Origin of the sequence: Egicoccus halophilus, assembly GCF_004300825.1 — a bacterium.
Lineage (GTDB): Bacteria > Actinomycetota > Nitriliruptoria > Nitriliruptorales > Nitriliruptoraceae > Egicoccus > Egicoccus halophilus.
Map to the genome: position 1 here is coordinate 131,101 of NZ_CP036250.1, position 19,690 is coordinate 150,790.

The 19,690-nt window shown below is 73.4% G+C and carries 18 protein-coding genes; 13 read left to right on the plus strand and 5 right to left on the minus strand.

The features are described 5' to 3' along the window. The first annotated feature begins 23 nt into the window (after window positions 1-23). Genes larAH through larC form a run of 5 tightly spaced genes read left to right on the plus strand, consistent with a single transcriptional unit; the run spans window position 24 to window position 4,984 of the window. Window positions 24-1,601 (plus strand): NPN-dependent hydroxyacid isomerase, LarAH14/15/16 family, encoded by a 1,578-nt coding sequence (gene larAH / locus ELR47_RS00635; protein WP_130648133.1) that lies wholly within the window; start codon window positions 24-26, stop codon window positions 1,599-1,601. Continuing rightward, window positions 1,601-2,533 carry a lysophospholipid acyltransferase family protein gene (locus ELR47_RS00640; RefSeq protein WP_130648134.1) on the plus strand — a complete coding sequence of 311 codons (933 nt, stop codon included), beginning with the start codon at window positions 1,601-1,603 and terminating at the stop codon, window positions 2,531-2,533. The genes larAH and ELR47_RS00640 overlap by 1 nt, the downstream gene beginning before the upstream one ends. Then, the gene (larE, locus tag ELR47_RS00645) at window positions 2,530-3,435 is read left to right on the plus strand and encodes an ATP-dependent sacrificial sulfur transferase LarE (protein ID WP_130648135.1); all 906 of its coding nucleotides are present in this window, start codon (window positions 2,530-2,532) and stop codon (window positions 3,433-3,435) included. Before ELR47_RS00640 ends, larE begins: the two co-directional genes overlap by 4 nt. Continuing rightward, window positions 3,432-4,217 (plus strand): nickel pincer cofactor biosynthesis protein LarB, encoded by a 786-nt coding sequence (gene larB, locus ELR47_RS00650; protein WP_130648136.1) that lies wholly within the window; start codon window positions 3,432-3,434, stop codon window positions 4,215-4,217. Before larE ends, larB begins: the two co-directional genes overlap by 4 nt. Then, complete coding sequence (gene larC / locus ELR47_RS00655) at window positions 4,214-4,984, plus strand: nickel pincer cofactor biosynthesis protein LarC (protein WP_130648137.1); 771 nt, start codon at window positions 4,214-4,216, stop codon at window positions 4,982-4,984. Before larB ends, larC begins: the two co-directional genes overlap by 4 nt. Before the next feature lie 22 nt (window positions 4,985-5,006). Here the strand turns inward: larC and ELR47_RS00660 are convergent, their stop codons facing one another. Next, window positions 5,007-5,447, minus strand: coding sequence for an OsmC family protein (locus ELR47_RS00660; RefSeq protein WP_130648138.1), 441 nt, complete (start codon window positions 5,445-5,447; stop codon window positions 5,007-5,009). Between the two features lie 205 nt (window positions 5,448-5,652). On the opposite strand from ELR47_RS00660, the gene ELR47_RS00665 reads away from it, so the two are divergent. Continuing rightward, window positions 5,653-6,414: a nucleotidyltransferase domain-containing protein gene (locus ELR47_RS00665; protein ID WP_130648139.1), complete on the plus strand. Its 762-nt coding sequence runs from the start codon at window positions 5,653-5,655 to the stop codon at window positions 6,412-6,414. 82 nt (window positions 6,415-6,496) lie between these two features. On the opposite strand, the gene ELR47_RS00670 is transcribed toward ELR47_RS00665, so the two are convergent. Then, window positions 6,497-7,354 (minus strand): alpha/beta hydrolase, encoded by an 858-nt coding sequence (locus ELR47_RS00670; RefSeq protein WP_205745368.1) that lies wholly within the window; start codon window positions 7,352-7,354, stop codon window positions 6,497-6,499. Window positions 7,355-7,674: 320 nt separating this feature from the next. On the opposite strand from ELR47_RS00670, the gene ELR47_RS00675 reads away from it, so the two are divergent. The 3 genes from ELR47_RS00675 (at window position 7,675) to ELR47_RS00690 (ending at window position 10,557) form a co-directional block, all read left to right on the plus strand. Further along, window positions 7,675-7,947, plus strand: coding sequence for a GlsB/YeaQ/YmgE family stress response membrane protein (locus ELR47_RS00675; protein WP_130648141.1), 273 nt, complete (start codon window positions 7,675-7,677; stop codon window positions 7,945-7,947). 363 nt (window positions 7,948-8,310) lie between these two features. Then, on the plus strand, window positions 8,311-8,730 hold the full coding sequence (locus ELR47_RS00680; RefSeq protein WP_130648142.1) for a YciI family protein: 420 nt from the start codon (window positions 8,311-8,313) through the stop codon (window positions 8,728-8,730). 537 nt (window positions 8,731-9,267) lie between these two features. Further along, the gene (locus ELR47_RS00690) at window positions 9,268-10,557 is read left to right on the plus strand and encodes an MFS transporter (RefSeq protein WP_205745369.1); all 1,290 of its coding nucleotides are present in this window, start codon (window positions 9,268-9,270) and stop codon (window positions 10,555-10,557) included. A gap of 412 nt (window positions 10,558-10,969) precedes the next feature. On the opposite strand, the gene aceE is transcribed toward ELR47_RS00690, so the two are convergent. Continuing rightward, on the minus strand, window positions 10,970-13,735 hold the full coding sequence (gene aceE, locus ELR47_RS00695; protein WP_130651143.1) for a pyruvate dehydrogenase (acetyl-transferring), homodimeric type: 2,766 nt from the start codon (window positions 13,733-13,735) through the stop codon (window positions 10,970-10,972). A gap of 276 nt (window positions 13,736-14,011) precedes the next feature. Between aceE and ELR47_RS00700 the strand changes: the two genes are divergently transcribed. From ELR47_RS00700 to ELR47_RS00715, 4 genes are all read left to right on the plus strand, one after another. Next, window positions 14,012-14,383: a hypothetical protein gene (locus ELR47_RS00700; RefSeq protein ID WP_130648144.1), complete on the plus strand. Its 372-nt coding sequence runs from the start codon at window positions 14,012-14,014 to the stop codon at window positions 14,381-14,383. Between the two features lie 4 nt (window positions 14,384-14,387). Next, window positions 14,388-14,966, plus strand: coding sequence for a DUF1990 family protein (locus tag ELR47_RS00705; protein ID WP_205745370.1), 579 nt, complete (start codon window positions 14,388-14,390; stop codon window positions 14,964-14,966). Window positions 14,967-15,085: 119 nt separating this feature from the next. Further along, on the plus strand, window positions 15,086-15,553 hold the full coding sequence (locus tag ELR47_RS00710; RefSeq protein WP_130648145.1) for a hypothetical protein: 468 nt from the start codon (window positions 15,086-15,088) through the stop codon (window positions 15,551-15,553). Window positions 15,554-15,615: 62 nt separating this feature from the next. Continuing rightward, window positions 15,616-16,584, plus strand: coding sequence for a pyridoxal-phosphate dependent enzyme (locus ELR47_RS00715; protein WP_130651145.1), 969 nt, complete (start codon window positions 15,616-15,618; stop codon window positions 16,582-16,584). Window positions 16,585-17,007: 423 nt separating this feature from the next. Here ELR47_RS00715 and ELR47_RS00720 read toward each other — a convergent pair whose 3' ends face one another. Both ELR47_RS00720 and ELR47_RS00725 read right to left on the minus strand, forming a co-directional pair. Continuing rightward, window positions 17,008-19,251: an S-layer homology domain-containing protein gene (locus tag ELR47_RS00720; protein ID WP_165403753.1), complete on the minus strand. Its 2,244-nt coding sequence runs from the start codon at window positions 19,249-19,251 to the stop codon at window positions 17,008-17,010. A 224-nt stretch (window positions 19,252-19,475) separates the two neighbouring features. Beyond that, entirely contained in the window at window positions 19,476-19,679 is a 204-nt protein-coding gene (locus ELR47_RS00725) for a BldC family transcriptional regulator (protein ID WP_130648147.1), read from the minus strand. Window positions 19,680-19,690: the final 11 nt, after the last annotated feature.

Consider the following 19,690-nt stretch of genomic DNA (forward strand, 5'->3'; position numbering starts at 1 on the left):
CCGACGCAGCACGAGGAGTCCGCATGCCCCGCCCCGGAGTGGTCGTCGAGGTGGACGAGCGCACGCCACCGCTGCTGGTGCACGCGGGTGAGCAGCTGCGCTTCGAACGCTTCCCACTGGGCACCCGGGCGGTCTACCCGCCCGACGTGCTGCCCGGGCTGCCCGACCCGGACGCCGCCATCGCGCACGCACTGGAACACCCGCTCGGCCGGCCGCCGTTGCGCGAGCTGCTGTTCGCCGGCATGAAGCTCACCATCGCGTTCGACGACCTGTCGCTGCCGCTGCCCTCGATGCGCCCGCCCGACATCCGCCAGCGCGTCATCGAACAGGTGCTCACCCTGGCCGCCGAGGCCGGCGTCGACGACGTCGAACTGATCGCCGCCAACGCCCTGCACCGGCGCATGACCGCCGACGAGCTGCGCCACGTCGTCGGCGACCGGGTGTTCCGCTCGTTCTGGCCCGAGCGGCTGCGCAACCACGACGCCGAGGACACCGCCGGGATGAAGCTCGTCGGCGTCACCGACCACGGCGAGCACGTCGAGATCAACCGCCGGGCCGCCGAGTCCGACCTGCTCGTCTACGTCAACATCAACCTCGTCACGATGGGCGGCGGGCACAAGTCGGTACCGGTCGGCCTGGCCGGCTACCGCAGCCTGCGGCCGCACCACAACGTCCAGACCATGCTGCACTCGAAGAGCTACATGGACCCGCGCCACTCGGCGCTGCACGGCTCGACCGTGCGGATGGGACGGCTGCTCGCCGAGCACCTGACGATCTTCACCATCGAGACGACGGTCAACAACGCCGCGTTCCCCGACCAGACCGCGTTCTTCACCAAGCGCGAGTGGGAGTGGTCGGTCAAGGACCAGGCCACCGCGTTCGCGGTGAAGAACACCCTCGACCGGCTGCCGCCCAAGGCGCGGCGCAAGGTCCTGCACAACTCGCTGGCGCCCTTCCAGCTCACCAGCGTCCAGGCCGGCGAGACCGAGGCGGTGCACCCGCGCACCCTCGAGCACGTCCACCGCCAGCAGCTGGTCGAGGTCGACGGGCAGAGCGACGTGCTGGTGACGGGCATCCCCTACGTCGGGCCCTACAACGTCAACTCGATCATGAACCCGATCCTGGCCATGTGCATGGGACTCGGGTACTTCTTCAACATGTACCGGGGCCGGCCGCTGGTCCGCCACGGCGGCGTGATGATCCTGTTCCACCCGCTGCGCCGCGAGTTCGACCCGGTCCACCACCCGTCCTACATCGACTTCTTCGACCAGGTCCTGGCCGACACCACGAACCCGGCGCTGATCGAGGACAAGTACGAGCAGGCCTACGCGACCGACCCGTGGTACGTGCACCTGTACCGCAACGGCAACGCCTACCACGGCGTGCACCCGTTCTACATGTGGTACTGGGGCGCCCACGGCATGGACCACGTCGGTGACGTCATCTGGGTCGGCGCCGACCCGGGGGTGGCCCGCCGCATGGGCTTCCGGGCCGCCGGCACGCTGACCGACGCGCTGGAGATGGCCAGCGACACCGTCGGACGCGACCCGTCGATCACCTACCTGCACGCACCGCCGCTCACGCTCGCGGAGGTGCGCTGATGGGGCTCGGTGGCGCGCTGCGCGACACGGCCCGCGACTGGCGCTGGGGGCGCCGGCCGCTGCCGCCCGGCACGGTCGTCGACACCGTCCAGGCGCCGCAGCCGCGCGAGTTCCCGACCGCCTGGTCGCGGACCCGGCCGGCGAAGGTGGCCCGCACCGGGCTGCAGGCCGGGGTGCTCGCACCGCTGCTCGCCAGCCAGTTGCGCATCACCGTCGAGGACCGCGAACGGGTGCTGGAGGCCGCCGCGTCCCCGGTCGTGCTCGCCCCCAACCACTCGAGCCACCTCGACGCGCCGCTGGTGCTGACCGCGCTGCCGCAGGCGGTGCGCCGCGACACCGTGACCGTCGCCGCGTCCGACTACTTCTTCGACGCCTGGTGGCGGGCGGCGGCGACCGCCCTGGTGTTCAACGCCGTCCCGATCGACCGCCGGCGCAGCCGCCGCAGCGAACTGCCCAGCGACCTGCTCGCGGCCGGCCACCACGTGCTGCTGTTCCCCGAGGGGACCCGCTCCAAGGACGGCTGGACCGGACGCTTCCGTCACGGCGCCGCGCACCTCGCCAAGACCTGTGACGTGCCGATCGTGCCGGTCGCGATCGAGGGCTCGTGGCGGGCGATGCCCCGCGGCGCGGCCTGGCCGAGCTCCGGCCGGCCGGTCGTGCGGGTGCGGTTCGGCGCGCCGCTGCGGGCCCGCGACGACGAGCCGGCCGCCGCCCTGACCCGCCGCCTGGAGGCCAGCATCGCCACGCTGCTCGACGAGCACCGCACCGACTGGTGGACCGCCATGCGCCACCGCCACGAAGGCACCACGCCGCCCTCGAGCGGTCCGCCAGCCGCGGACTGGCGCCGCCGCTGGGAGCTGCTGGAACCCGACCAGCGCACCACCCGCCGACGGGTCTGGCCCACGCCGGCCCGCTCGGGGGCGCGCCGATGAGCGACCCCGGGGACCGCACGGATGGCCGCACGGGCGTCCGCACGTCGAAGCCGCCGGCGCCGGCGTCGCTGGAGGCGCGGGCGTCGCTGGCGCGGCTCGAGGCGGTCGTCGCCGAGCTCGACAGCGTCGCGGTCGGACTGTCCGGCGGGGTCGACTCGAGCCTGCTCGCCGCCGTGTGCTCCCGGGTGCTCGGCGGCGCCGCCGTGGCGGTCGTGGCCCGTTCGCCGTCGCTGCCGGCCCGCGAGCTCGACGGCGCGCTGGCCGTGGCGGGTCGCATCGGCATCGACGTCGAGGTGGTCGACACGGCCGAGGTCGCCGACGCCCGCTACGCCGCCAACCCGCGCAACCGGTGCCGGTTCTGCAAGGACCACCAGTTCGCCGCCCTGCGCGAGGTCGCCGACCGGCGGGGGCTGCACTCGCTGGCGCACGGCGAGGTGCTCGACGACCTCGACGACCACCGCCCGGGCCGGGCCGCCGCCGCCGAGTGGGGCATGCGGGCGCCGCTGCGCGAAGCCGGACTGGACAAGACGGCCGTGCGGGCGCTCGCGCACGAACTCGACCTGCCGGTGTGGGACAAGCCGGCGTTCGCCTGCCTGGCGTCGCGGATCCCGACCGGCGAGACGGTCACGCCGGCGAAGCTCGCCCGCATCGAGGCGGCCGAGCAGGCCCTGTACGAGCTCGGCTTCCGCGCGTTTCGGGTCCGCCACCACGACGAGCTCGCCCGGGTCGAGCTGCCGGCCGCCGACCTGGCCCGTGCCGTCGCCCAGCGCGAGGCGATCGTCGCCGGCGTGCAGGAGGCCGGCTACGACCACGTCACGCTCGACCTCGGCGGCCTGCGCGAGGAGGCGTCCCCGCCGGTCGAGTCGGGCCGCCTGCTGCCGGTGGTCGGGAGCCCGGCGTGACGCGCGCGGCGAACGGTCCCGGGGGCGGGGCCACGTCCGTCGCGGGTGGCGCTGCGGCGGGTGGCGCGGCCGCGGGTGGCGCGGCGGCGGGCGTGCGGGTCGACGGGCCACAGGTGCGCGCCGACGTCGGCCGCGGGGCCCGCACCGGCGAACCCGAGGTGGTCTACGCCGCCGGCAAGACCCCGGCGCAGACGGTGACGGCGGTCACGGCGCTGCTCGACGGCGGGGTCCGTCCGGTGCTGGTCAGCCGCGCCGACCCGGCGCACACGACCGCGGTGGTGGCCGCCCACCCGGACGCGGTCGTCCATGACGACGCCGGCATGCTGGTGCTCGCGCCGCTGCCGCCGCGCGACGACGCGGCCGACGGCCGGATCGTGGTCGTCACCGCCGGGACCAGCGACCTCGGTGTCGCCGGGGAGTGCGTCGTGACCCTCGAGGCGCTCGGGGAGCGGCCGACGCTGCTCGCCGACGTCGGCGTGGCCGGGCTGCACCGGGTGCTGGAGGTGCGCGACGTGCTGGCGGCCGCCGAGGTCGTCGTGGTCGTCGCCGGCATGGAGGCGGCGCTCGGCCCGGTCGTCGCCGGGCTGGTGTCCGCGCCGGTCGTCGCGGTGCCGACCAGCGTCGGCTACGGCGCCGCGCAGGACGGCATGACCGCGCTGCACGGGCTGCTGAGCGCCTGCACGCCCGGGATCGCGGTCGTCAACGTCGACAACGGCCTGGGCGCGGCGCTGCTGGCGCGCCGGATCGTGCGCGCCACCGACCGCCGGACGGCCGGCGGATGAGCGGCGCGGTGAACGGCACCCGCACCGCCCACCTGTTGTGCGACGACGGCATCACCGCCGAGCTGTGGCTCGGCGCGTTGGTCGCCGCGGGGGCGGACGTCGCCGGCCTGCAGGCGGTGGTCGACAAGGCCGGCATCGGCGCGCGGGTGGTGGTCGAGCGCATCACCGCCCGCGAGGTCGCGGCGGTCGAGGTGTTCGTCGACGACGCCGGCCACGACCCCGACGACCGGCTGCCGACCGCGTCGGCCATGCACGAGGCGATCGAGGCGGCCGGGCTCGCCGAGCGTCCCGCCGCCCGGGCGCACGACCTCGCCGACGTGCTGATCCGCGCCGAGGCGGCCGTCCACGACCTGCCGGCCGGCGAGGTGCACCTGCACGAGCTCGGCCGGCCCCGCACGGTGGCGCGGATCCTGGCCGGCGTCGTCGCGCTCGAGCAGCTCGGCATCGGGACGGTCACGGCCGGGGCGGTGGCACTCGGCGGCGGGACGATCGACATCGCTCACGGCCGCTTCCCCGTGCCGCCACCGGTGGTGCTGCAACTGCTGCGCGGGTTCGTGGTACGCGGCGACGAGCGCGAGGTCGAGCTGACCACCCCGTCGGGAGCGGCGGTGCTGACCGCGCTGGCCTCCCCGTCGCCGACGATCCCGCCGATGCGGCTGGAGACGTCCGGCCGCGGCGCGCTGTGCAGCACGACCGCCGGCGGACGCACGGCAGCCGGCCACCAGGGTGACCGGCTGCTGACGGTGCTGATCGGGACGAGCGTCTGAGCTGCCCGTCCCGCGAGGTCGGTCAGGACTCGAAGGTGACGTCCAGGGTGATCTCGGCGCTGCCGCCCTCGAGCAGGCGGCTGATCGGGCAGCCGGCCTTGGCCTCCTCGGCCTTGGCGCGGAAGCCGTCCTCGTCGAGGCCGGGGACCTTGCCGACGGTGCGCAGTTCGATCTTGGTGACGGTCGGGGCGCCGTCGACGGTGTCGAGGGTGACGGTCGCGTCGGTCTTGATCGAGTCGGGGGCGTTGCCGTCCTGGGCGAGCATGTTGGACAGCGCCATCGAGTAGCAGGCGGCGTGGGAGGCCGCGATCAGCTCCTCGGGGTTGGTGCCGCCCTCGCCGGACTCGAACCGCGAGACGAAGGTGTAGGCGCCGGAGTACTCGCCGCTGCCGAGCGACACCTCACCGCCGCCGCTCTTGAGGTCGCCGTTCCAGTGGGCGTTGGAGGTCCGGGTCGTCGCCATGTGTCCTGCTCCTGGTCGTCGCTCGGCACCCCTGTCGAGGTGCCCAGCTCTCGAAGCTAGAGCGGCGGCGGCCCGCCCGCGCCCCCCGTCGGCGCGGCCGTTCGGACCCGTCGGCCACCCGTCCGCCGTCGGCTCGACACTGACGGCAGACTTGCCGCATCGGACCGCCAACAGGGACACGATCCGGGCCCGGGAGTCGACGCCCATGCACGATCCGCGCGAAGGCGTCACGCCGCAGGGAACGATTCGCACGGGTGCGCGGCGGCAGGCCGTCTCGCCCGTCCACGAGCCGGTGCTGCGCGCGGCGGTCGACGCGGTCGCCGGACGGTGTGCGCTGTACCTGTACGGCTCGGTGGCGACGGGCACCGCGTCGGTCCCGACCTCCGACGTCGACCTGCTGTCGATCGGGCTGACGGCTGCGGAGGCCCGGCGGATCGCCGGCTCGTTGTCCGCGCGTTTCCGCGACGTCTGCCGCGAGCTCAGCATCGGCCCGGCCGGCTGGGACCAGCTCGACGAGGACGGCGACGAGGCCTACGGGCTGCGGGTGTTCCTGCGCCACTACGCCGTCCACCTGCACGGCCCCGACCCGGCGGCGTCCCTGCCGGCGTTCCCGGCCGACGTCCGAGCGGCCCGCGGCTTCAACGGCGACCTCGCCCGGCACGTCGGGCGGTGGATGACGGCGCTCGAACAGGGTGAGGACCCTGCCCGGCTCGGGACCCGTGTGGCGCGCAAGACGCTGCTGGCCGTGGCGGGTCTGGTCTCCGTGCGCGACGGGACGTGGACGACGGACCGTCGGTCGGCCGCCGGTCGCTGGGGCCAGCTCGAACCGCAGACGTCGGTCGAGTCGCTGGTCGCGTGGCTCGATCTCCCGCCGACCGATCCCGCGGCGGTGCAGGCCGCCCTGGCCGGGCCGGTCGCCGCCGTCACCGAGGCCTTCGCCGCCGAGATCGGACGGTGGGACGTCTGACCGGCGTACCGTCGCGTCCCTTGCGGCCAGCCGACCGACACGCAGCGGGAGGCCGGGCGCCTCGCGGCGCATGCGAGCGCGCTCAGCCGGTGGTGAGCGTCCGGTCGAGGAAGGCGAGGACGTCGGCGGTGACCTCGCCGCGGTTGATCTCGTTGAGCAGCTCGTGTCGTCCGCCGGGGTACACCTGTGTCTCGACGTGCGTCAGCCCGGCGGTGCGGTAGCGCTCGGCCAGGACCTCGATGGCGGCACCACCCTGCGCGAGCGGGTCGTCGGAGCCGGAAACGATCAGCATCGGCAGGTCGTCCCGGACGGCGGCGACCCGGTCGGGATCGGCGGCGGCGGCGAGGGTGCCGATACCCGGGAGCGGTGGCGCCTCCCAACCGCAGGCCGGGTCGGCCACGTACGCATCGACCTCGGCCTCGTCGCGGCTGAGCCACTCGTAGCCGGTGCGGTGCTCGAAGGGCGCGTTGAACGTGCTGAGGTCGGCCGGCTCGTCGCTGTCGAGCACGGGGACCAGCCAGCCCACCTCGGTGCTGCCCGACAGCACCACCGCGTCGACGTCGCCGGCGTGGTCGAGCAGGAAGTGCTGGGTGGCGAACGAGCCCATGCTGTGCCCGAACAGTCCGAGCGGCAGGTCCGGTTCGTCCCGGCGGATCCGCGCGTTCAGCCGGGCGACGTCGTCGACCCAGCCGGGCCAGCCGTCGGCGCCCCAGTCGCCGTACCCGTTCCCCGCGCTGCGACCGGAGCCGCGGGCGTCGGGGGCGTACACGAGGTAGCCGGCGCCGGTCAGCGCCTCGGCGAAGCGGCGGTAGCGGCCGGCGTGCTCGGCCAGCCCGTGCTGGAGCTGCACCACCGCCTTCGGCTGGTCGTCCGGCGCCCACCGGTAGACGTGCAGTTCCTGCCCGTCACCGGTGGCGATCGTCGTCGTCGACTCCCGCACGTTTCGCCTCCTCGGCACGCCAGCTCCGTCTGCACCGGACGGTAGCGCCGTCCGGTCAACCCACCTCGCGATCTGGCGTGCCACGGACGTCCGACCGCTCATCGTCGAACGACAGGAGGCGGGCGGGCGGCGACGGCTGGCCTGGACCCACGGGAGCAGGGCTGCCCCTGGGCCCACACCGCGATGAGCAGCACCGGCGTCGGTGGCCAGCTCCCGTACGTGCTCCGGCCGAGGCGAGGCGGCGCTGGTCCGTCCGATCAGGGACCGGTTCCTTCGCACCGGCGTAGGGTCTCTCTGACCGCACCGAGACAGGAGTGTCCGTGGGAATCATCGCCTTCCTCATCCTTGGTCTGCTCGCCGGAGCCATCGCGAAGGCCATCCTGCCGGGTGACGACCCGGGTGGGATCCTCGTGACGATGGTCATCGGTGCCGTGGGGGCGTTGCTCGGCGGGTTCCTCGCCGGGCTGCTGTTCGACGTCAATCCGGTGGACGAGTTCTTCAGCATCTCCACCTGGCTGGCGGCCATCATCGGCTCGATCATCCTGTTGTTGATCTACCGGGCCGTGACCGGCAACCGGGGCGCTCGCCGGTAGCGCGTCGACCGGCACGGGCACCCGGCCGGCGCGAGGTCTGCGTCGGCTCGAAGCGCAGCGGCGTCCCGGCGGCGTCCGGCGGCGTCCCGGCGGCGTCCGGCGGCGTCACCACGGGAGGTCGCCGCACTCCGGGCGGCAGCGATGAGTCTCCCGCGCGCTGGTCGTCAACAGGACATCGGCTGCCCGACCCCCGGGATCGCTCGTGGGAGGCCCGACCCTCCACGACGCCGCCACCATCGACCGTGCCTCGAGGCACCGACGTCCACACCCGCCGGATGGCTCGTCGTGGACGCCGGCAGACGGCACCGCTCGAACGATGGCAGCAGCCGACAGGAGGCGGAACCGATCACGAGGAGGGTGACGATGCGCGTCATGGTGCTGATGAAGGCGACCGAGCAGTCCGAGACCGGCGAGATGCCGAGCCAGGAGCTGCTCGAGCAGATGACGACCTACAACGAGGAGCTGGTCGCCTCGGGCATGCTGCTCGCCGGCGACGGGCTGCACCCGAGCTCGAAGGGGGTGCGCGTCGAGTTCGACGGGGACGAGCGTCGGGTGGTCGACGGCCCCTTCGCCGCGACCGAGGAGGTGGTCTCCGGCTACTGGCTGTGGCAGGTGGCGTCCATGGACGAGGCGGTCGCATGGGTGCGTCGCATCCCCAACCCCGACGGCGAGCACACCGTCGTCGAGCTCCGCCCGGTGTTCGAGGCGGACGACTTCGGTGACGCGTTCACGCCGGAGCTGCGCGAACGCGAACAGCAACTCGAACGACAGGTGCGCGGCTGAACTCGCCGGCCGGAAGCGCGGCAGCGCGCGACGTCAGGGCAGCCCAGATCGCGGGTTCGTAGCGCTCGAGCACCGCGCGCCGGGATGATCTCCCGGCGGGACAGCCCCTCGCTCTCGGCCCCCAGGGCCGTGAGCGCGCGCTCGAGTTCGTCCTCGGTACGCAGGGTCAGCGCCATGGAGGCCGGCAGGCTCTGGCCGGAGCCATCCGTGCGCCCTGGTCCGCACCGCCCGACGTGCGGACGCACGGATCGCGCGCAGCGCCGCCGCGACCGTCGATCCGTGCGTGCTCATCTGCACACGGCCGGCTTCCGACGCACGTGCGTCACACCGAACGTGCGACCCTGGAGCAAGCCGCGGCAGCCCTGCTCCGTCGCGCGGCCGAGCGCGCCCGGTGCGTCGGGGGACGCCGCCCAGCCTCGCTGCGTACCCTCCCGGCCGACGGCGGCGGGTTCGCGCGCCAGGGAACGGGCTCCGAGGTCGCACGGGCACCGATGGGTCCCGGCCCGGTCGCCTCTCCCCGATGCATCGGAACCACCTGTGCCTGCTCGCCCGGCGGTGCCCGCTCCCGCCCCGCACCTCCGTCACGCCCGCGCCGCCGTCTCCGGGCTGTTCTTCCTCAACGCGGTGCTGTACGCGAACCTCGTGCCGCGGCTGCCGGAGGTGAAGGACCGCCTCGACCTCGGCAATGCCGCGTTGGGCAGCGCGGTGGCCGCCATGCCGCTCGGGGCCCTGGTGGCCGGGCTGTTCGCGCCGGTGCTCATCCAGCGGTTCGGTTCGGCGAAGGTGGCCGTGACGGGGCTGGTCGCGCTCGCGGTGGCCGTCGCCGGGGTGCCGTGGGCAGGCGCGTGGATCACGCTCGCGGCGGTGCTGTTCGGTGCCGGCGCGATCGACGCGGTCGTCGACGTCGCCCAGAACGCCCACGGGTTCCGGGTCCAGCGCGGCTACGGACGCTCGATCGTCAACGCCTTCCACGGTCTGTGGAGCGTCGGGGCGGTCACCGGCGGCCTGGTGGGCTCGGCGGCGGTCGCGCTGGACGTCCCGCTCGAGGTCCACCTCGTCGCGTCCGCGGCCGTGTTCGGTGTCGCCGCCGTGGTGGCACACCGGTTCCTGCTTCGTGGTCCCGAGGACGCCGAGCGGCACCGGTCGGGCGGGCACGTGCCGAGCACCGGACGCGTCGTCGGGCGCCTCGCCGGGGTCACGCGCCGTACCGTGCTGCTGCTGGCGGCCTTCGGCGCACTGGCCGCGTTCGGGGTGTTCGTCGAGGACGCCGGGTTCACCTGGGGCGCGCTGTACCTGCGGGGCCAGGTCGGAGCGACCGCTGCCGTCGGTGGGCTCGCGTTCGTGTCGCTGCAGTTGGCGATGACCGTCGGTCGGCTGACCGGCGACCGGGTGGTGGACCGGTTCGGTCAGCGACGTGTCGCGCGCGTCGGGGGCGCCGTCATCGCCGTGGGCATGCTGCTGGCCGTGGCCGTTCCGACGGTCGGAACGACCCTGGTCGGGTTCGCGCTCGCCGGCCTCGGCGTCGCGACACTGATCCCGGCGGTCGTCCACGCGGCCGACGAGCTGCCCGGGCTGCCCCCCGGGGTCGGTCTGGCCGTCGTCAGCTGGCTGCTCCGGGTCGGGTTCCTCGTCTCGCCGTTGACCATCGGTCTGCTCGCCGACGCCACCAGCCTGCGTGCGGCCCTGTCGACCGTCGTGGCCACCGGGCTCGGCGTGGTCGTGCTCGGCCGCGTCCTGGCCGGCGGCACGACCCCGCGCTCGGCCCGGGAAGCGGAGGGCGAGGACGGGCCACCCTCTGCCGAACCGTCGCCCACCGGCACGTGTTGACCGTCGGCGAAGACGCCGACTGATGGGACCTCACCCATCGTGGGCCAAGGGCCCCGCGGTGTCACTCCACCGGTGTGCGTGTCGCCACGTGCTGCGTTTCCCGTCGAGCACCAGCCTCCGGGAGGCCCGGCGCGGTTCCGTCGGCGTTTCGGCAGCCGGCCGGGAACGCGCCGGTCAGACGGTGCGATTCGTCGTGGCGCGGGTCCTCTCACTCGCACCGCGCGGGTGGCGCTGGCCGCGCTCCTCACCGGGGTCACGGCGCTGGTAGCAACGCGCCGCTGACCACGCCCCCCCCCCCGCTCGGGAGCGGTGTACTCGCTTCAGCGGATGCGCCGGCATGGATGCGGCGGCACGGAAGCGCCCCCGCGGAAGCGCTTCCGCGGGGGCGCGACGTCGGCCGCTCAGACGTTGCTCAGTGGGTGATGTCCTGGCTGTCGCCGGGCTGGCCGAAGAACGGCACCCGGTCGAACGACAGGTCGTACTGCTCGATCGCCTTGGTGAGCACCGCCTTGTCGAGCTTGCCGAGCTTCACCAGTTCCGCCAGCACGCAGTAGGCGATCGACGGCGCGTCGATGCGGTGGTACTTGCGCAGCGCGTCGCGCGTGTCCGACCGCCCGAACCCGTCGGTGCCGAGCACCGCGAACGGGCCGGGGATCCAGTCGGCGATCTGGAACGGGGTCGCCCGCATCCAGTCCGACACCGCCACGTACGGCCCCTCGGTGTCCTCGAGGATCCGGGTCACCAGCGGCACCCGCGGCTCGGACTCCGGGTTGGTCCGGTTCCACGACTCGACCGCGGCCCCGTCGCGCAGCAGCCGGTTCCAGCCCGGCGCCGACCACACGTCGGCGCGCACGTCCCAGTCGTCGGCCAGCAGCTGCTGGGCCTTCAGCGCCTCGTTCATGATCGTGCCGGACGCGAACACGTGGGCGGTGTGCTCGCCCTTCTCGCCCTGCGCGAAGCGGTACAGCCCGTCGATCACCTGCTGGTCGTCGACGTGCTCGGGCATCGCGGGCTGCACGACCGGCTCGTTGTAGACCGTCAGGTAGTAGATGACGTCCTCGCCGACCGAGCCGTCACCGCCGGTCTCGCCGGAGCCGTACATCCGCTGCAGGCCGTCCTCGACCAGCACGGCGATCTCGTAGGCGAACGACGGGTCGTAGGCCTCGATCGCCGGGTTGGACTGCGCCATCAGCAGCGAGTGGCGGTCCTGGTGCTGCAGCCCCTCGCCGTTGAGCGTCGTCCCACCGGCGGTCGCGCCGATCAGGAAGCCGCGCGCCCGCTGGTCGCTGGCGGACCAGATCGAGTCGGCGGTGCGCTGGAAGCCGAACATCGAGTAGAAGATGTACAGCGGGATCATCGGCTCGCCGTGGGTGGCGTAGCTGGTCCCGGCCGCATGGAAGGTGCCCACCGAACCGGCCTCGGTGATGCCCTCGTGGATGATCTGACCGTCCTTGGCCTGCTTGTAGGTCAGCAGCAGGTCCCGGTCCACCGGCTCGTAGGTCTGGCCGAGGCGGTCGTAGATCTTCGCGGTCGGGAACCACGAGTCCATGCCGAAGGTGCGGGCCTCGTCGGGGATGATCGGGACGATGCGCTTGCCCCACTGCTTGTCGCGCAGCAGGTCCTTGAACAGGCGCACCAGCGCCATCGTCGTGGCGACCTCCTGCTTGCCCGAGCCCTGCTTGAGGGAGCCGTACGCGTCGTGCGACGGCAGCTCCGGCACGGTGAACTGCACCCGACGCTCGGGCACGAACCCGCCCAGCTGCGACCGCCGCTCGCAGAGGTACTGCACTTCCTCGGAGTCCTCGCCCGGGTGCGAGTACGGCGGCAGGTCGCCCTCGAGCTCGTCGTCGGAGACGTCCAGGCCGAGCCGGTCGCGGAACGACTTGAGCGCCTCGGAGGACAGCTTCTTCATCTGGTGGACGGCGTTGCGGGCCTCGAAGTCCGGCCCGAGTGTCCAGCCCTTGATGGTCTGCGCCAGGATGACGGTCGGCGCGCCGGTGGTCTCGGTCGCCGCCTTGAACGCCGCGTAGACCTTGCGGTAGTCGTGCCCACCGCGCGAGAGCTTGGTCAGGTCGTCGTCGGAGAGGTGTTCGACGAGCTTGCGCAGCCGCGCGTCGGTGCCGAAGAAGTCCTCGCGAATGTAGTCACCCGGCTTGGCGGTGTAGGTCTGGAACTGCCCGTCCGGGACCTCGTTCATCCGGTTGACGAGCACGCCGTCGACGTCACGGGCGAGCAGCTCGTCCCAGTCGCGGCCCCAGACCACCTTGATGACGTTCCAGCCGGCACCGCGGAAGACGCCCTCGAGCTCCTGGATGATCTTGCCGTTGCCGCGCACCGGCCCGTCGAGCTGCTGCAGGTTGCAGTTGACGACGAACGTCAGGTTGTCGAGCGCCTCGCGGCTGGCGACCGCCAGCGCCCCGAGTGTCTCGGGCTCGGCGGTCTCGCCGTCCCCGCCGAAGAACCACACGCGCTGGTCGGAGGTGTCCTTGAACCCGCGGTGGTGCAGGTAGCGGTTGTAGCGCGCCTGGTAGATCGCGTTGAGCGGGCCGAGCCCCATCGAGACGGTCGGGAACTCCCAGAAGTCCGGCATCAGGCGCGGGTGCGGGTAGCTCGACAGCCCGCCCGGCTGGACCTCCTGGCGAAAGCGGTCGAGCCGCGCCTCGTCCATGCGCCCCTCGAGGTAGGCGCGTGCGTAGATGCCCGGCGAGGCGTGCCCCTGGAAGAACACCTGGTCGCCGCCGCCGGCGTGGTCCTTGCCGCGGAAGAAGTGGTTGAACCCGACCTCGTACAGCGACGCGGCCGAGGCGTAGGAGCCGATGTGGCCGCCGGTGCCGCGCTCGACGTTGGTGCGGTGCACCATCACCGCCGCGTTCCAGCGGATGTGGTGGCGGATGCGACGCTCGATCGCCTCGTCACCCGGGAAACGCGGCTCGCGCTCCGGCGGGATCGTGTTGAGGTAGTCGGTCGTCGTCAGCGACGGGATGCCGATGTTGCGCTGACGGGCCCGCTCGAGGACCTTCAGCAGCAGGTAGCGACCCCGCGCCTTCCCGGTGGCCTCGACCACGGCGTCGAAGGACTGCAACCACTCGGTGGTCTCGGTCTCGTCGATGTCGGGGTACTGCGCCGGCAGGCCGTCGGTGATGATCGGGCTGGAGGCGAACTGCTGCTGCTCTCGCATCTCGGACACGACGTACGCTCCCGCGAAGAGGGGTCGGGACGGGGCGTCGAGGGATTCGGACCGCGGACCGCGGTCGGACCGGCCGGTGTAGCTCGGGAGGGCCGGTTCCTGACTCGACCCGACGCTGATGTGGACAACGGTAATGGCTCGCGGCCTGTTCTGCGCCGCCGGTGCCGCTTGCCGCGGCGGCGACAAGCGGCGAACCCCGCCGGGGACACCACCGGCCGACCATCGAGCGGCCCGTGGCCGCCGCATCGAACTGGGTAGAGTCCCGTCGTGCGCGCCCGTTCGACATCCTTGCTGCTGGTGGCCCCGCTCCTGTTGAGCGGGGCCTGCTCCGGTCTGCAGGAGCGTGTTGAGGACGTCCGCAGCGGCTCGCAGGAGTTGACCGACCGGGCCCGCTTCTGCCTCAGCGTCGTGCGTGCCGCCAACGCGCTCGAGGGCGGCGACCACACCACGGCGGCCGACGCCGCCCAGGAGGCGTTGGCACAGGCACCCGAGGAGCTGCGCGGCGACGCGCGCACCGTCGCCGAGGCGGCCGAGACCGTCCGTCAGGGCGACCGCAGCGTGCTGCAGGACCCGACCGTGGTCGCCGCCGCCGAGCGCCTCCAGGACGACACCCGCGCTCTGTGCGACCCGACCGGTTGAGCGCGTGCACCTGACCACCTCGCCACGTCGTCGCCGGGCGCTGCTGCGACGGCTCGCGCAGGCGGAGCTCAGCTACGCCGAGGTCGGTGCCAGCCGGGGCAAGCTCCCCGCCGGCTACCGCCACGTCACCCGTGACGCCCTGGTCGGCCGTGGCGAGGACGCCTTCGCCCGCGTGTCGCAGGGCCTGCTGTCCTGGGAGATGCACCGGCGCGCCGGACTGACCGTCGACGCCAGCACCCCGCACGTGACCCCCGACGCCACCGTGCTGCTCACCGTCGGGGTCACCGGCCGCGGCCTGACGGTGCCCTGCCGGGTCGTCGACGTCACCGACGAGCCGCGTCGACGCGGTTTCGCCTACGGCACGCTTCCCGGGCACGTCGAGACCGGCGAGGAGTGCTTCGAGGTCCGCCACGACGTGGACGGTGACGTCCGCTTCCGCGTGACCGCCTTCTCGCGACCGGCCGGCGCGGCCATGCGCATCGTCGGTCCGCTCGGCGAACTGGCCCTGGACCGGATGCTCGACCGCTACGTGTGGGCCTGCGAGCGGTTGGCCCTGGGCGTCGTGGAGCCGCGCCGGGGTTAGGCTCGACAGATGCCCACCGGGCGCAGCGGGCACCGGCCACGTTCGCGCACGGCGGCAGGGGCGACGACAGCGCGGCTCCACCGGAAGCGGTGGCGGCCGGTGGAGGAAGGGCGGCAGCGATGGTGAACGCGAACCTGAAGCCGGTCGCACCGGACCGACGTGCCCGGGACCTCGCCAAGGAACTGACGGCACTCGAACGCGAGCCGGCCGGCGCCGAGCGGGCCGAGCGCCTCGCCGTGCTCGTGCGCAGCGCCCACACCGAGCGACAGCTCAACCTCGCCATGCACGCCGCCGCGCAGTGCCTCGACGACGACCCCGACGCGCCGGCGCTGCTGATCGACGCCTACGCCGGCGACACCGACCCGGAGGAGTGCCTGCGCACGCTCAGCGACCTGCGTGACCTGGCGCGCTACGTCGACCGGCCCGACCTGGTCGCCTTCGCCGACCGGCGGATGCACGAGGAGGCGCTGGCCTGGGTCCGCGACGGCGAGGAGCACGACCGCCGGCACCGGCTGCGCACCGTGCAGAACGCCGCGGGCCGGGCCGTCGCCGACGCCATCCGTGACGAGTTGCGGTCGACCCCGTGACCGCCGTTCCCCCCGGCACGCCCGCGATGCCGGCCCGCTCCGCGGGCCCCGACCGCTCCGACGTGGCCGCCGAGCTTCCCGTCGTCCTCGCCGACGTCGAGCGCGCGGCCGGACGGCTCGCCGGCGTGGCCCACCGCACCCCCGTGCTGCGCTCGAGCGTCCTGGACGCGGCCTGTGGCGCCGAGGTGTTCCTCAAGGCCGAGCACCTGCAACGCGTCGGCGCCTTCAAGTTCCGTGGCGCCTACAACGCCGTCGCCGCGCTCGATCCCGAGGTGCGCGGACACGGCGTGGTCGCGTTCTCGTCGGGCAACCACGCCCAGGCCGTGGCACTGGCCGCCCGGCTGCTGGACGTCCCGGCGACGATCGTGATGCCGCTCGACGCCCCGACCGTGAAGGTCGACGCCACCCGCGGCTACGGCGCCGAGGTGGTCACCTACGACCGCTACACCCAGGACCGGCGCGCCATCGGCGAGGCCATCGCCGCCGAACGCGGCGCGACGGTGATCCCGCCCTACGACCACGTCGACGTGATCGCCGGGCAGGGCACCGCCGCCCTCGAGCTGCTCGCGGAGGTCGACCACCTCGACGCGGTGGTGACGCCCGTCGGCGGTGGCGGACTGCTCGCCGGCACCGCCGTCGCCGTGCACGGCCGCAGCCCCGGAACCCGGGTCGTCGGCGTCGAGCCGGCCGGGCGGTTCGCCGCCCGCGAGGCACTCGTCCGCGGCGAGGTCGTGACCGTCGAGGTGCCGCGCACGCTGCTCGACGGGCAGCAGACCCCGGAGATCGGCGCGCACCCGCTGGCGCTGATCCAGGCGCTGGTGGACCGTGTCGAGGGCGTCGAGGACGCCGACGCGCTGGCCGCGATGCAGCTGTTGGCCACCCGGCTCAAGCAGGTCGTCGAACCCTCGGGTGCCAGCGCCCTGGGCGCCCTGCTCGCCGGCCGGCTGCCCGACCTGCGCGGCGCACGGGTCGGCATCGTGCTCTCCGGCGGCAACGTCACCCCCGAGGTCCTCACCCGCGCCCTCGCCTGACTCGGCCCCGCTCGGTCACGCCCACGCCCGGCTCCGTCCCGGGCCATGGTCACCGACCCACGTCACGGTCACCGACGCGACCGACCGTGGCGTCGTGGAAGACCTGCGCACCCACCTCACTTCACGGATGCGCACCCGACCCGCGCACCCGCCCAACCGTGGAGTCGTGGAAGACCTGAGCACCCGCCTCGCTCCACGGATGCGCACCCGACCCGCGCACCCGCCCAACCGTGGAGTCGTGGAAGACCTGAGCACCCGCCTCGCTCCACGGATGGCGCGCGGCGTTCGATGACGGGCGTCCGGCGCCGCGACGTGGCCCGGTGCACGCGACGTGGCCCCGACCGGGTTCGGTCGGGGCCACGTCGTGGTGTTGCGGTGACCGGCGTCGGCGCATCAGGCGCGTCCGCCGGTCAGGACCTCAGCTCACAGGTCCCCGGCCGGCACGTCCTCGGGGGCCAGCTCGCTCGCGGGGAGCGCGCAGGACCAACCGAAGATCGGGTCGGCGACCAGGTCCTCCTCGAAGCCCGCCACCTGCTGCGCGGTCATCGGCGGCGCCAGGACCTCGGTGCGGGTCTCGGCAGCCGTGGCCGCCTCCCCGTCCAGGGTCAGGATGTGGATGCCGTGACGCGAGTCGTTGGCGTAGATGACCTCGCCGATCCAGTGGGTGGACCAGCCGCTGCCACCGTTGGGGCGGTAGTAGGCGATCTGCATCGGGTCGGTCGGGTCGGTCACGTCCAGGAAGCGGAAGCCCTGGCCGTACCAACCGCCGGCGACGATGCCGTCCTGCATGTTGAAGTAGTGCGCGGAGCAGCTGGCGGTGGGGTTGCTGGTCCCCTCCTTGTCCGCGACGCTCCAACGGCCGACCTCCTCGAGCTCGTATGCACCGAGCTCCTCCACCTGTGCGGCGGTCCGCCAGGCCTGACCCTGGTCGGCGCCCTCGATGGAGGCGATGTAGAACTTGCCCGAGTCGGCGCACGGGGAGGTGAAGTTCTCGTCGGTCACGTAGACGAGCTCACCGGGGGCGTAGTCGCCACCCATGCTCGCACCGTCACCGGCACCGGGACGACGCGGACGCTCCGAGTCGAGCCACGCCTTCTCACCCTCGACACCGTCGACCGGTCGTTCCATGTTGTGGATCGCACCGGCGAGCCGGCGACCGTCGTCCACGGGCAGACCGGTGTACTCGCCGACCTCGCCGCCCGCGAAGGGCACCGGGTTGTGCGCGTAGGCGGTACGGGTGCGGCCGAGGACCGGGTCGTGGTGCACGCCCTCGGTCCAGTAGCCGCGGACGCCACCGCGTCCGGAGACCCAGGCCACGCCCTGCTGGTCGACCTGGACGTCGTGGGCGTAGTCGGTGATCCCGCGGAAGCGGCCGGTGTCGACCGGGTCCTTGTAGGTGAACACGCTGTCGATGCCGACGACCTCGCCGTCGTCGTTGCGCTCCACGCTGGAGACGTCGCTGACGAAGATCGGCCGTGCGATCCAGTCCGCCGGGTCGGTGGCGGCCCGGGACGGTCCGCCGCTCCACAGCTGCTGGCAGCCGTTGACGCAGGTGGTGGTGTGACCGGCCCCGACCTGCTGGAAGTGCAGCACCTCGGGGTTGGTCGGGTCGGCGATGTCGATGATGTAGAAGCCCGACGGACCGGAGTCCTGCGGGTTGGCGAAGGCGCGCGGGTCACGCGAGAGGAACGCGAGCATCCGCTGCTTGTCGATGTTCATCGACTCGGAGGTGTGGTAGTTGCGCTCCGGGTTGTCACCCGGCAGCGCGAGCTCCTCGCGGGGCAGCTCGCCGAGCATCTTCGGCGCGTACGGGTCACGCACGTCGTAGATGCGCAGACCGAACGTGCCGCTGGTGACGAGCGCCTCGCCCTCGGCGTAGCGGACCGGGTTGACCCCGGAGGTGCCGCCGGCGAGGTTGAGCGTGGCTTCGGGGTCGTCCTCGGTCGGCGCCGGCGTCCCGTGATCGGGGTGCACGATGCGGCCGTGGTAGGTGACACCGGAGACGTCGCCCTCGGGCATGTCGGTGTTCAGCGCGTCGCGCCCGAGCTCGTCCCACGGGTTCGGGCCGTCGGGCTCGAGCGAGTCGAGGTACCGCAGTCCCCGGTGCACCAGGGTCGCGGTCTGGTCGCGCCGGATGTTGTTCAACGGGTTGAAGGTGCGGTCGGTCCGACCGGCGATGACCTCGACGTCGTGCAGCGCGTTGATCTGCGGGGCGTACGGCGTCTGGTGCAGGTCGGAGAAGGTCGCCTGGCCGCCCGCCGGCGGCTGCAGCCACCGGTGCAGCATGAGCGCGACGTGGTCACGACGGATCGGATCGTTGGGCCGGAAGGTGCGGTTGTCGCCCTCGCCGTAGCCGAAGATGATGCCGGCCTCGGTCGCCGCCGCGATGGCGTCGGCGTGGCTGCCACCGGTCACGTCGGTGAAGGGGCGCTCGCTCGACGGCGTGAGGCCCGCGGCGCGCGTCACGATGGTGGCGAACTGGGCCCGGGTCAGGGTGCCGCCCGGGTCGAAGACGGTGTCGCGCTTGCCGACGACGATGCCCTGCTCGGCAAGAGCGGCGATCGCCTCGGCGTGGTGCGACGTCGGGTGGACATCGTCGAAGGTCGGCGGTGCGGCGGCCGCTCCGACGGTGGTCGTGACCAGCGCAGCGGCAGACAACAGCGCCACCGCTCGGGTCCGACGTGCGAGGCGGCCTCGGCGAGGCCGCACGTGCTCGTGTTGTGTCACCTGTTCCTGCTCCCCTGCAAAAACCGTCGGTCCTCCCTGGACGACGGAACAGGTGACGCTAGGCACCTTTGGCCATGGTGTTGCGACCCGGCCGTCGCACCGTGCGGCCTGCGACCGCGTCGCCGCCGCGCGTGGGTGGCGCCGGCCACCGGCAGGACGGGCGCTCAGGCGGGCTGGGGACCGAACTGGCGCAGCAGGGCGTGCACCTCGTCGGCCTTGTAGCGACGGTGTCCACCGAGGGTCCGCTGGGGCGAGAGCTTGCCGGCCGCGGCCCACCGCGTGACCGTCTTCGGGTCGACCCCGAACAGCCGCGCGACCTCCCCCGGGGTCAGCCAAGCCTCCGGGTGTTGCGCGCCGAGCCCTTCCACCTTGCTCGTCC